The following is a 13,330-nucleotide window of genomic DNA, read 5'->3' as shown; positions in this document are numbered from 1 at the left end:
CCCCTTTATAAATCGTTTTAACCTTGTGTTCAGGATTTGAAGATGTTTACCACGTCTTCAAATCCTATATCCACACTCTGACTGGTCCGAGTGACAGGGTTCGAACCTGCGGCCTGATGGTCCCAAACCACCCGCGCTACCAACTGCGCCACACCCGGGTAAAATAATGATAAGGCAACAAACGATAGAAAACTCCATTTATAAAAGTAATGTCCACCAGTTTGAGTAATAACCCGTTGTACATTATACTGTATAAAAATGATACTGTCAATCAAGAGTATCGAGGTATTTAACTTAAATTTAATTTATTTTAAAAATAATGCTTAAACTAGTTGACATTTATCGAAGTTAATGTTATAGTAGATTTCGCTGTCATTCACTCGCTATGCTGGTGTAGCTCAGTTGGTAGAGCAGCTGATTTGTAATCAGCAGGTCGGGGGTTCAAGTCCGTCCACCAGCTCCACCCTAAAAATTAATATACATGGGAGTGTTCCCGAGCGGCCAAAGGGGGCAGACTGTAAATCTGTTGTCTTACGACTACGATGGTTCGAATCCATCCGCTCCCACCAGTACAGCATGAGGTGCAAGAATTTATTTCTTGCACCTCATATGTTTTAACCCTGTTGCTTTTTTAGTATTCAAAAGAAAGTTGATAAGTTGACTAACTTTTGGGAGCGGTATACTTTATCTTGTAATTAATCATATTGTAATGTTTGGGTAGTAACGTTCCAGCCAGCTCAACTCTTTGCGATCTTGATTTTTTGCAGACCATCCATCATCAAAAAGATGGTAAACTCTTTGGAAATACTCTTCATACATTTTACTTATACGTTTCATTGAGTAATTTTTTTCTGACCACTCGCGGCATTTTATCGGGTCTATGTTAGAAATATTGTCCACGGCCCAACAAAATTCTTCAAAAACCCTGCAACGATAACCGGTTACACCGTGCAAAACTGTTTCCGGAAAAGCCCCCCAGTCAGTAGTGATAACAGGTGTTCCACAAAGCTGTGCCTCTATGTTAACGCCTCCAAATGGCTCCAGATAAAAAGTGGGCATTAAAACTGCTTTGGCATTTCCCAATAATTCAGCTCTTTCTTCTGGCCCAACAGCCGGTTTATATAATATATGCTTTTCTAAACCCAGACTAAGTCCTTCATTTGGATTATCCAGAGAACCTTGACCTACCACATATAACTGATGCCCAGTTGCTTTAGCTATGTCAGAAGCAACCTTAACCCCTTTTCGGCTAATAATTCTTCCAAAATACAAAAGATAATCCTGCTTATTTGGTTGGAACGGAAAATCGTCAGGGTCAAAATAATTTGGTATTACAGCATCATACCAGACGCCATCATCGATCTTTAGTTTACCGTAAATATAATGCATCCACGCATATGATTCAAAAATACGATGGGGTGCAAATACGGCTGGATAACCTATTCCGGACTCTATTGTCAGAAGGCCGACAGCATCTGCTATTGGCTTTTGATATATACCCATGGGACATAATAAGATATCTCGTTCTTGCTTATTTTTTAAAATCGCACTGATGGCATTCATATTGAAATACTGATGTGCATAATCATTGGGGTCTTGTTTATAGAAATTAGTTGACCTATCGTAATCGCCATAAGTACGTTTGAGAACTTCTTGTGTTGATACTTGAATGAACTTATCACATGTCACTTGAGAATCCTCAACACCATAAAAATATATTGTATGGCCATATTCTTTTATCATTTTAGCTAAATTGATTATTTTCTGATTAAAAGCACAGGATGAGTTGCGTTTATGCGTTTCTAAATGAGCCTGACCTAAGAGATGAAATCGTAATTTTGGCATATTAATCTCCTTCTTCACATAATTCATTTTACACCATTAAATATGTTAAACACGATTGATCGTATTCTGTTTTAGTAAATAAAAGGGTGTCGACTGAGTCGACACCCTTTATCGTAAGCAAATTATATCCTTACGGTATAGATAAGAATACAGTTACAGCAGCTCCACCATTTAATGCATTTCCTGTACTTGTCACAATTTCTACGGACAAAAGTGTACATTGATCAACAGCTACACTTTCAAAACCAGTTGCACAACAATGAGGATCCGCTTCAGAACTTGGCCCTTCCACCATTGCATAGAGGTTTGTTTGTATAGGTTCACCAAACCCGCATGGACTCGTATAGACCGTAGCTGTAACGGTATCATCATCCCCTAAAGCTGCATCTCTAACATTTAGAACTATACCAGTTATAATAGCATCTACCGGTATAACTACATTATTTCTTTCAAACAGTGCAGAGGAAGCTCCAAGCCCTAGAAAATGTCCGCTACCAACAGATGTAGCTGAAGCTAAATAGATTGTTGTACCCCCCGGCCCCATTGCTCCAGTCGGCCCGGTTGGTCCTGTTGGCCCTGTCTCACCGGTTGCCCCTGTCGGTCCTGTCGGCCCTGTTGGCCCTGTCTCACCGGTTGCCCCTGTCGGTCCTGTCGGCCCTGTTGCTCCTGTTGGCCCTGTTGGCCCTGTTGGTCCTGTTGCTCCTGTTGGCCCTGTTGGCCCTGTTGGCCCTGTTGGCCCTGTTGGCCCTGTTGGCCCTGTCTCACCGGTTGCCCCTGTCGGTCCTGTCGGTCCTGTTGCTCCTGTTGGCCCTGTTGGCCCTGTTGGTCCTGTTGCTCCTGTTGGCCCTGTTGGCCCTGTTGGTCCTGTTGCTCCTGTTGGCCCTGTTGGCCCTGTTGGTCCTGTTGCTCCTGTTGGTCCGGGGGGGCCAGGAGGGCCAGGAGGGCCGGGAATGCAGCAACATGGTTGGCATTTACAACCACAATTGGGGAATTGATATCTATCCCATTCTCTCATATCTTCTCGTATATCTAAAACTCCATTTTGATACTGACGTTTTTTCAAAAAAACACCTCCCCACCAACATGCTATGCAGGTAAATTTAAAGTGTGAGCATGCGATTTTATGCGTTATTGAAAAGAAATATTGCTCTGAATACCCTTTTACAGATAGCTAGTGCCTTTTTGACGCTTAGACCGCCGGCGGTCTTTTGACCCGAAACCCAACACCCCAGCGCTTGTCCTCAAGTACGTCACAGCAAGGGAATATGTCTTCTTTATTCACCTTATGCATGTTTTTGCATTTGCTGTGGATGATATGGTTACCACACTCATCCTTGCACCAATTCTGGTGCCTGTCGGCACTTGGTTAGGCTGTAATGAGTTACATATGGTATATCCTTTTGTATCTATCTGGTGGCGGCTCTGCTACACACCACCCTTCGGCTATAACCTATTTGCTGCGCTATCCATTTCCAATTGGATCTGTAAACAATTGACAAGGGATCACCCCACTTAATGGGATACAGCTATTAACACCCATACATATCATGAATACGCCAGTAACGGTCAGCTTTTTAAGTAGAAGATCGTTGTTTTTGTGGCTACCACTACCCCTAAACTAGCGGTTTCCTGACATTTGACCGATAATCTGGTATGATATAGAAGGAATTGTTTTTAACAGAAAGTACAGCTTTTAAATAGAAAATTATATGAGAATGTGTAAATTAGCAACATGCCATCCTTTGTGCATTGGCCATAATAAAAAGGATAAGCCTAGGTTATACCCTTGAATTTAGGCGTAATCGTAATCAGAGTTAATTGCATGTTGAGGAAAGTCGTGGTAATATAATACAAGAAATGCTGAGAATACTGCTAAAAATATAGCTATGAGAATGTGAAGTATGATTAGCAAAGCTGACTATGCTTTTAGGCAGTCATTTAAACTTTATACGTTAATTGCGATTGATTATTTGAGGAGGATTCCATGGATTCAAAAGCGCTTTATAACATTTCTGCCGGTCTTTACGTTGTAGGAGCAAAACTAAATGGCAAATTTGCAGGCTGCGTTGTGGACGCATTGATACAGTCAACAAGTTCGCCCGTTCCAACTGTTATTCTCTGCAGTATTAAGGCAAACCAGACTAATGCTGCGATCAAGGAAACCGGCGAGTTTACTATTTCCATCCTCGGGACAGATGTTAACCCATTTGTTATCGGGAATTTTGGCTTTCAATCGGGCCGAAATGCCGATAAATGGGCTCATGTGCCCCACAAAATTGTAGATGAGTTACCAGTTCTCGAAAATGCTTCCGCTTATCTGCGCTGCAAGGTGACGGATTCAAACGAGCTGTCAACCCATACGGCGTTTTTCTGTGAGGTGACCGATGCCTGGTTGGGAGAAGGAGAGCCAATCATATACGGCAACTATCAAAAGAGCATGAAGGCCAAAGCTCGGGAAGCTTTCAATGCATTTAAGGATGCCGGATCACTTCCTGAGGTAAAGAAAGAAAAGTGGGTCTGTCAGATTTGTGGGTATGTCTATGATGGCGATATCCCTTTCGAGCAGTTGCCTGATGATTGGAAGTGCCCCCTTTGTGGGCATCCGAAGAGCGATTTTGCTAAGGAGTAAATGAATCGCTTGGCACCCAGCAATATTTTTATGCATAACATGATAGCTTATCGAAAAAGCTCAGTCTGATTGGGCTTTTTTGTGCACTGATGGCTAACTAGAATCAGGTTGTGCGACATGTTCGCTTTTCTTTAGAAGTACGGGCTTTAATAACCCTATCATTCCTAATTTCTCCTTATATTTGTTTGACTTGTCTTTAATCAAAAGATATATGAAAATAAATAACCGCTAATCTGCCGAAGGTAATACATGATAAAAAGCATTAGCAGCTTCGGTTCAGATTGAAGCTACTAATGCTTTACGTATATTTTGAGACTATAACCAACTACACCCCCAAACGGTATTTTCCCTTCAGTGGTTCTGGGTGATTCTCGCTACTATAACACTTTTGGCAGTGCAAATTAGTACAGTAGCAAATAATATTCAGACAAGACATTCTGACTCTTTTTCTTTTATATACTGCACTTCAAACGCTTCGCCGGTGACAGGCTCTCCGAAAAAATACCCCTGTATCTCATCGCAGCCCAATTGGTTAAGGAATTTTAGCTGATTAACATCCTCAACCCCTTCTGCTATGGTTTTTATTTGCATTCCTTTTGCCATCATAACAATAGCTTGGACGATAAGTAATGAATTTTGATCATTTTCAATATTGTCAATTAGCTCTTTTGCAATTTTGAGTCGATCAATATTAAATCTTTTAATATAACTAAGGGACGAATACCCTGTGCCAAAATCATCAATTGAAGTGTACACACCAATTTCATGCAATAAATCGAATATTTGCGCGGTTAAAGCATCTGGTTTTATTGCAATACTTTCTGTTATTTCTAGATCAATCCAATTTGGTTTTATATCTTCATTTTGAAGTTTTTCACGAAACCAATCAATAAAACCAATATTCTCAATTTGGATGGGAGAGATATTGATGCCCATTTTTAAATTCAAGTCATATGTTTGATTCCACTTTTTTATCTGAGCAAATGCTCTGTTTATAACCCACTCCCCAATATCAAAGATCGTTCCATTTTTTTCTGCCACGGGAATGAATTCGGAAGGAGAAATAAATCCTTTTTGTGGTTGAACCCATCTGATCAAGGCTTCCATTCCCATAAGTGAATTTGTTTTGACGCTAAATTGTGGCTGAAAATATAAAACAAATTCTTTATCATAATTTGCACTCCGTAATGCAAGATCAATTTCATAATGTCTTTTGTTTTTTTCACTAAGCTCTGCATTAAAAAACAGATAATTGTTTCTATTTACCATAGACTTCACTTCATACATAGCCATATCTGCATACTGCATTAGAATATCTCTATCATCGGCATCCTGTGGGTATAGTGCAATTCCAATGCTTGCGTTTAATGTAAATACAAAAGACTCTATTTTAATAGGAGCTTGTATTGTTTTTAAGATTTTTTCCGCAATTAGAGCAACATTCGCTTTATCAGCATAATTTTCTATTGTAATAGCAATCTCATCACCGCCTATGCGAAATACGGTGCAATTAGGGCTATGATTACCTAAAAGGTGCCCACACAATGTACATAAAACTTTATCACCCATTTCGTGGCCATAGGAATCATTAATTGACTTGAATCGGTTAACGTCTATATACAGTAATGCAAAAGGAGTTTTTATAGAAACCAATGAATCGAGATGGCTGACAAGATACCTTCGGTTATATAATCCAGTCAAAGCATCTCTATTTGATATCTCTTGCAAATGTTGATTTACGCGATTAAGCTCCATCGTTCTTTTTGTGATAAGTTTTTCGAGATGTTCATTCATTTCTTTTTCTGTTTTTAACATAAGTTTATCCAGCATATTTGCCAGTAAATTGGTTGTCAGAACCCAATATAAAATGCAAATAACGCTTGCAATTGTGAATACCTGCAAACTGAAAATATTAGTCAAATATAAAAAATAGAAAGCAGCGATATTCAGAAACACTAATTTAGTGGGCTTTCTTAAGTTTTCGGAAAGTTGATTGAGCCGTGAGTTGTTGCCAATAAATGGATTTACCGCTTCGTAAGCGATTCCCACCGCAAAAAGCACATTACAAAGCATATAGACAACGTCAATAAATGTATTGGGATCATAAGATCTGATCAAACCCAGATAGGCGTAATAATAATCGGTGACAACATATATAAACATTCCTGCTAACACAAATAACGAACTCTTTTTAATCCGCTTAAAACTTTTAGAAAAACAAATTAGGCCAATAGCGACGATTAAATAAAAGTCTAAAAATAAATAAAACATTGTAAGGATATAATTAAAATCCCAATTAAATGCAAGCTTTGTTTTTGAAAAAATAAAAGACCAAATTAAAATTGAGCCCATTGTAGAAAATGTAAAAATATCAATAACTAGTTGCCATAGGTTCCAATTTGAATAGGTTTTGAAAATATAATGTGTTAAAAAAATGGTAAAAATCAGGTTTGGTATCACATAAAGGGCATTTAAAAAGTTAATGCTTATGGGATCTATTAAGAGAACATTCTCATAAATCAACCAAGCTAAATCAGCGATACCCCAAATTAAAGTGCTAAAAAACAGCAGTACGTCATATAGCTTAGAACTTTTTGTGCGCTTTGCAGAGATAAAAATCAGTAACGAAGACAAGAAAGCTACAATGGGGGACAATATATTCCCCCAAAAGTCGCTTCCCATCAATATGATAGCGAAATATATAAAGAACATGATCAGAAGAATGTGTAGGATTGGCTTCGGCCTAGCTTCTCTCATCATCTTCGCTCCTTTTCTACTTTTATTGAAATTTCAAGGCAGCTTAAAGAAGCAGAAATTAAACACGTCTTTTCATAAATACAGCTGCAAATACCAAACCGGGTACCTGCAGCTGTATTTGCTTAGATCTTCGGCTTTTATTGTGCTACAAATAGTTGACTAAAATTTAAGCATACATCAATATTTACTGCTGCCATTATCAAAGTTAAAAGAATCGTAATGGTTAAAAGAATTGTCTTGGCTAATTTTATCATTCTTCAAATTAAAAGTGTGATCAGTTTCGCTAAGAATAAATTTAGAAATAAGCTCCTGTAAAATATTCGCTTGTCCGGACAGCTCTTCGCTTGCAGCGGCGCTCTCCTCAGCGGTAGCAGCATTAGTTTGAACGACCGTTGAAATCTGTTCTATGCCCTGATTTATCTGTACAATAGCCGTCGCCTGCTCCTGAGAAGCCAACGCAATTTCATCAATCAAAGTTACAGCATCCACTGTCACTTGAGCGCTCTTGTCCAAAGAAGCGGCCGTCTTGCCAGCAATTTGTGACCCATTATCAACAGCTTTAATAGTCTCCTCAATCAAACCTGTTGTATTCTTTGCTGCTTCAGCCGACTTTCCAGCAAGACTTCTTACTTCATCTGCAACAACTGCAAAACCCTTTCCTGCTGCACCTGCACGAGCCGCTTCCACCGCAGCATTTAACGCAAGAATATTGGTTTGAAATGCTATATCCTCAATTATTTTGATTATTTTTGAGATTTCAGAAGATTTAAAAGTAATCTGCTCCATAGCGGCCATCATTTCGCGCATTTGTTCATTGCTATCACGCATTTCGTTCCCAGCAAAGTTGGCCTTTTCATGTGCCAATTTTGCATTTTCTGCATTTTTTCTTATTTGTTCAGTTACCTCTGTGATAGACGCGGATAATTCTTCAATAGAACTTGCTTGTTCAGTTGCACCCTGTGAAAGCGCTTGAGAAGCATTTGCAACCTGCTCAGCACCACTATGTACCTGTTCCGAAGATTGATTTATCTGCAATATGGTGGAGTTCAAATTGGCAAGCAACGCCATCATGCTATCTTTAAGCTTTTTAAACTGACCAGCATACTCTCGTTGAAGTTCAACCTTTAAGTTACCATTTGACACATGGTGTAGCGCATCGGAAATTTCATCGATATAACCTTGATAATTAACCAATCTGTCGATGGTAAAGTTAAAGGCATTTGCAAGTTGTCCTACTTCATCCTTGGAGTTTACGGAAAGCGATACATCAAAATTGCCATCCGCAATTTGCTGTGCTGCAACGGTAACTTTTTTAATGGGGTTGGTGATGCTGCTGCTGACAAAATATGTTGCCAATGCCCCTATCAAGACTGCTCCAATGGATATCCCTACCAGAATGCCTTGCAACAATCTAGCACCGGATAAAATATCGTTTTTCTCAACGCCAAACACCATAATCCAAGGTGTGTTTTCAATAGGTGCGTAGCCTGCAATTTTGGTGATGTGGTTGTAGCTATACTCCCCGCTGCCTACTGTACGAGCCGTCATTTTTTGAGTTAGCTCCCCCAGTTCACGCAAAGACGCATCCGTTTTCATATTCTCTATGTCGTTATCCTGTGCAAAGACTAAATCTATATTTTCATGCCCAACTGTTACACCTTGGTTATTAATCATATAAGCATAGCCTGTCTGTTTATAACTAATGCCGTTGACAATTTGGCTTAGGTCATTCCCCTCTCTTCTGCCATAGATGACACCGATAATCTGACCCTGCTTATAAACAGGGGCGGCATAAATCATGACCAGTTCACCGGTAGCGCTGCTGACTATCAAGTCTGAAGATGCGGCTTGACCATTTAATGCACTTTGAAAGTAATCACGCGAACCTATATTGGTAGTTTCGCGCTTGGTGTTAAAAACAGTTGCATTTCCTTGTTTATCTGCAAAAGCAAAAGCGAGGTAACCCGTTCTTTTGGCTTCAGCTTCAAAAAAAGCGGCCTTTTCTTGAAATGTCATCTCCTCATCCAACAAAATCGGGTTTTGGGCGAGCGAGCTGATATATTCCAGTCGGCCGTCCACTATTGCCTGTACATGCTTCGCCTCCTGCTTTGCCATATCCATCAGATGTTGATGGGAATCTTGAACAATCTGGTTGGTGACAACGGTTGTTGTAACAATGACGATGCCCAAATTTAAGATCACAATAATTGCAGTAAATATCAGTAGTAGCTTTAGTTTTATTGATTTCATAATTCAGCCTCCTAAAAAATCAAATTTTACTTTACCGAAATCTCAAATTCGCTATGACATTTTATTTGTCATATTACAAACAGCTCTTGGAAAATCACTTGCTTACCGATATCCATAATTCTTTTAGTTTGTAAATTCTCTTCAATATTCGGTAGGACCGGGCAGTTTGCAACTTTCATCTGTACTATTTGCTAAGATAAACTTAACACCCATGATTGCTCATAAAAATTCCTCCTTATTTTCCATTATTGTACTAAATATAAAGTATTTCTTCTGTAACTCAGTCACAAGTATTTAAATGTTTGTTTTTATATTTATAAAAAGTGCCCGACAAGCCATCGTAGATTGCCAGCTGTTTTTGTGCCCTCATCCCAATGTGATGATTTTATTGGGCTGTGCCGTGGTTGAGCCCCCCGGTAGCCGATAAGAATACCAAAACAAATCACTGACCTGGCGATTTCGCGTTACCGGATTGGAGCTTGGGGGCGAAGCCACCCCGTATCAGTTTCTATTTGTGATTTTAGGAAATGTAGAAACGTCGTCTTGCAACAGTCTCGAGTTTCAAGCCCTCAATAATCTTAATCGGCCAAATCTTCTTAAAATGAAGGATGCTAAGTGAAAAAGCAACAACTAAAAAGTCCATTTCCGTCCGGTATCTCCCATAAGTATGTGCGCCCCGGTTTGGGTTACGTTAAAATGAACCGCTGTCAACAAAATAAGTCGGCAGCGGTTCAATCGCCCAAAACTAAAACCCATTACATTATATCAAAATATCTAAAATTTATAAGCTGCTGTTTGTACTGAAAGATGTCACGCCATTTCTTTTAGGACAAATGCAACCACTCCTTACGCATCCGCGAAATATCGGCACCCCACGGCATAGCTGCGCAGCACTTTAACCAGTACATCCGATGCAGCCACATCCTCAAGAGAGCCTGATATGGTTTGCACCGGGGTCAAGAATGCGACTGAAACGAAGCCATCCATCATCGCACGTAGTTCGACCGCTATCAGTTCTTTGACGGGCAGAATAATTTGGTTGTCTGCGTTGCGCATAAGATTTTTTCACTTGTAGCCTTTGCTCTGGGGCTGATAAATGCGGCTCTTGCTGCCCTTTGATAACTCTTTTTTTCGAGGGATTAAAGGTATTGATTGCACAAAGGTGTCTCCATGCATCAAAAAGCACCTGAGTGACCGACAACCCTCTCCGGATAGGGACGCAGGTTGATAAACAAAAAGATTTAATATTAAATAAAATATCCGTAGGCACATCCTCTTGTCATAAATCCGGTGAGGACGCCCTTTGTAAGCGTAAATTTATAATATGTTTTAAAGCTTAAAATACGGCCGCATATTCCATGTTCAAGAGTATGCGGCCTCACTGTTATGTTTTTAGTCTATTTGAATTAAATTCCTATATTATGTTATAATGTGCATACCATTTTCAGGAGTGTTTTAATATGAATATAAAAACAGAATATATCGATATAAATGCAATACCCGCCATAAATTGGGGGGATTTCACCGGTAATACGATACTAGCTGTCCACGGTCTTATGTCGCATAAGGCCGACATCGATATCCGATTGTTGGCTGAAAACGCCGTGCCCAAGGGCTATCAGATCATTAGCATCGACCTGCCGGAACACGGTGAGCGTAAAGATAGTGCAAAACTCAACCCCTGGACCTGTACAGAGGAGCTGTGCAGCGTCTATGATACACTTGCAACCAATTCAAGAAGTATCGGCCTGTATGGGTGTAGCATCGGTGCCTATATGAGTATGATGGCCTTGGCCGAAAAAGATATTGTACATAGTATGTTCCTGTCACCTGTTGTCGATATGAAGTTTTTGATTGAAGGCCTGATGGCTTCATTTAATATAACTTCTGAACAGCTTCAAACAAAAAAATACATCAGCCTACCCAATGGCCAATTTTTAGACTGGAGTTATTATTCCTATGTCTGCGCCCACCCCATCTGCTGGAACACGCCTACTGACATTCTTTGGGGCTTTGAAGATAATCTTATACCTGAAGACGTGATAGATCAGTTTAGCATACAAAGTAGTTCGCGTGTGACAAAGGTTGAATCCGAACATTTCTTCCATACACCTAAACAACTTGCATTTTATGGCCACTGGCTGGATGATAAGCTTTAAACTTATAGCCAGTATATAGTGCTTAAGAAATAAAGCAAAAGTAATATTCCTGCGAGTAAAAGTAACCTCAGCCATTTGTTTCCGAATTTATCCTGATATCCCTGCGTATACCTGATTTGAACGCAAAAAGAACCGCCATAAAAACAGACAATCCGCGATATTATATAACGCTAAAATGTCAACGTCCTCAACATCTTTGAGTCGCGTTTTGTCCCAGCCATCCATTAGGAATAGAGAAACCCAACAGATCTGTGACAATATTTCAATAATAATTGCTGGTGGACTAGTAATATTACCATCCTTTACGATAATTCCACGAAGCAAAGATAGGCTTGATATTATCAGCACTAAAACCGCTTCATTGGGCATTTTTTTCATATCATCACCGTATGGTATTATAGCACAAAATGGCGTCATCTCAAAAGCGTAAATAATAACATAAAAATAAAACGAACACCCCCGCTATTGCAGGGATGTCCGTAAAAGTGCCGGCACCGACCTATCTTCCCAGGACGTCTCCATCCAAGTATTTTCGGCACTGATGAGCTTAACGACCGTGTTCGGAATGGGAACGGGTGGATCCTCATCGTCATTGGCACCGGCTGTGTCTTGCGGCATAGCCCCAAGACTATTTAGAATGTTCTGCACACTCAAAATTGAACAATGAAATGTCTGCAATATGCGAGACCTATTAAGATCACTTAAAGGTCAAGCCCTCGACCGATTAGTACTCGCTGGCTTAACACGTCGCCGTGCTTACACCTTGAGCCTATCAACCCGGTAGTCTTCCGGGGGTCTTACCTGCTTATAGCAGTGGGATATCTTATCTTGAGGACGGCTTCACGCTTAGATGCTTTCAGCGTTTATCCGATCCGCACATAGCTGCCCAGCTGTGCCACTGGCGTGACAACTGGTGCACCAGAGGTGCGTCCATCCCGGTCCTCTCGTACTAAGGACAGCTCCTCTCAAATATCCTGCGCCCACGACAGATAGGGACCGAACTGTCTCACGACGTTCTGAACCCAGCTCGCGTACCGCTTTAATTGGCGAACAGCCAAACCCTTGGGACCGAATACAGCCCCAGGATGCGATGAGCCGACATCGAGGTGCCAAACCTCCCCGACGATGTGGACTCTTGGGGGAGATCAGCCTGTTATCCCCAGGGTAGCTTTTATCCGTTGAGCGATGGCATTTCCACTCACATACCACCGGATCACTAACTCCAACTTTCGTTACTGCTCGACCCGTCGGTCTCGCAGTTAGGCTAGCTTATGCGTTTACACTCTGACGCATGGTTTCCGTCCATGCTGAGCTAACCTTTGAGCGCCTCCGTTACCTTTTCGGAGGCGACCGCCCCAGTCAAACTGCCCGCCTGACAATGTCCCCCGGCCAGATTCATGGCCGCAGGTTAGAATTCCAGTACCTAAAGAGTGGTATCCCAACGGCGCCTCCACGTGAACTGACGTCCACGCTTCATAGGCTCCCACCTATCCTGTACATTAAATACCGAAATCCAATATCAAGCTGCAGTGAAGCTCCATGGGGTCTTTCCGTCTAGTCGCGGGTAACCGGCATCTTCACCGGTACTACAATTTCGCCGGGTGGGCTGTTGAGACAGTGTCCAGATCGTTACGCCATTCGTGCGGGTCAGAACTTACCTGACAAGGAATTTCGCTACCTTAGGACCGTT

8 protein-coding genes, 3 tRNA genes and 2 rRNA genes (1 of these 13 only partly in view) are annotated in these 13,330 nt (G+C 40.9%); 5 read left to right on the top strand and 8 right to left on the bottom strand.

What is annotated here, in order from left to right; all coding sequences use genetic code 11:
• Positions 1-82: 82 nt before the first annotated feature.
• A tRNA-Pro gene (locus RBH76_09415) sits at positions 83-158 on the bottom strand.
• A gap of 229 nt (positions 159-387) precedes the next feature.
• On the opposite strand from RBH76_09415, the gene RBH76_09410 reads away from it, so the two are divergent.
• Both RBH76_09410 and RBH76_09405 read left to right on the top strand, forming a co-directional pair.
• Positions 388-463 (top strand) — tRNA-Thr (locus RBH76_09410).
• A gap of 20 nt (positions 464-483) precedes the next feature.
• Positions 484-569: transfer RNA gene (locus RBH76_09405), tRNA-Tyr, on the top strand.
• A gap of 130 nt (positions 570-699) precedes the next feature.
• Here RBH76_09405 and RBH76_09400 read toward each other — a convergent pair.
• Both RBH76_09400 and RBH76_09395 read right to left on the bottom strand, forming a co-directional pair.
• Positions 700-1,845: a glycosyltransferase gene (locus RBH76_09400; GenBank protein WMJ82948.1), complete on the bottom strand. Its 1,146-nt coding sequence runs from the start codon at positions 1,843-1,845 to the stop codon at positions 700-702.
• A gap of 130 nt (positions 1,846-1,975) precedes the next feature.
• On the bottom strand, positions 1,976-2,389 hold the full coding sequence (locus RBH76_09395; GenBank protein ID WMJ82947.1) for a hypothetical protein: 414 nt from the start codon (positions 2,387-2,389) through the stop codon (positions 1,976-1,978).
• Between RBH76_09395 and RBH76_09390 the strand changes: the two genes are divergently transcribed.
• Positions 2,368-2,943, top strand: a complete 576-nt coding sequence (locus RBH76_09390) for a hypothetical protein (GenBank protein WMJ82946.1) — start codon at positions 2,368-2,370, stop codon at positions 2,941-2,943. The genes RBH76_09395 and RBH76_09390 overlap by 22 nt on opposite strands.
• 886 nt (positions 2,944-3,829) lie before the next feature.
• Positions 3,830-4,474: a flavin reductase gene (locus RBH76_09385; GenBank protein WMJ82945.1), complete on the top strand. Its 645-nt coding sequence runs from the start codon at positions 3,830-3,832 to the stop codon at positions 4,472-4,474.
• Positions 4,475-4,897: 423 nt separating this feature from the next.
• Here the strand turns inward: RBH76_09385 and RBH76_09380 are convergent, their stop codons facing one another.
• From RBH76_09380 to RBH76_09370, 3 genes are all read right to left on the bottom strand, one after another.
• Entirely contained in the window at positions 4,898-7,234 is a 2,337-nt protein-coding gene (locus RBH76_09380; GenBank protein ID WMJ82944.1) for a bifunctional diguanylate cyclase/phosphodiesterase, read from the bottom strand.
• 174 nt (positions 7,235-7,408) lie between these two features.
• A complete protein-coding gene (locus RBH76_09375) occupies positions 7,409-9,481 on the bottom strand; it encodes a methyl-accepting chemotaxis protein (GenBank protein WMJ82943.1) in 2,073 nt (690 codons plus the stop codon).
• 846 nt (positions 9,482-10,327) lie between these two features.
• Positions 10,328-10,537 carry a hypothetical protein gene (locus tag RBH76_09370; protein ID WMJ82942.1) on the bottom strand — a complete coding sequence of 70 codons (210 nt, stop codon included), beginning with the start codon at positions 10,535-10,537 and terminating at the stop codon, positions 10,328-10,330.
• Positions 10,538-10,941: 404 nt separating this feature from the next.
• Here RBH76_09370 and RBH76_09365 point away from each other — a divergent pair, with 404 nt between their 5' ends.
• The gene (locus tag RBH76_09365) at positions 10,942-11,640 is read left to right on the top strand and encodes an alpha/beta hydrolase (GenBank protein WMJ82941.1); all 699 of its coding nucleotides are present in this window, start codon (positions 10,942-10,944) and stop codon (positions 11,638-11,640) included.
• Between the two features lie 486 nt (positions 11,641-12,126).
• On the opposite strand, the gene rrf is transcribed toward RBH76_09365, so the two are convergent.
• Positions 12,127-12,243: ribosomal RNA gene (gene rrf, locus RBH76_09360) — 5S ribosomal RNA — on the bottom strand.
• A 101-nt stretch (positions 12,244-12,344) separates the two neighbouring features.
• A 23S ribosomal RNA gene (locus tag RBH76_09355) occupies positions 12,345-13,330 on the bottom strand (it continues 1,845 nt past the right edge of the window).

Source organism: Oscillospiraceae bacterium MB24-C1 (assembly GCA_030913685.1).
GTDB lineage: Bacteria > Bacillota > Clostridia > Oscillospirales > Ruminococcaceae > Yanshouia.
This window is presented reverse-complemented; position numbering and strand designations above follow the sequence as displayed.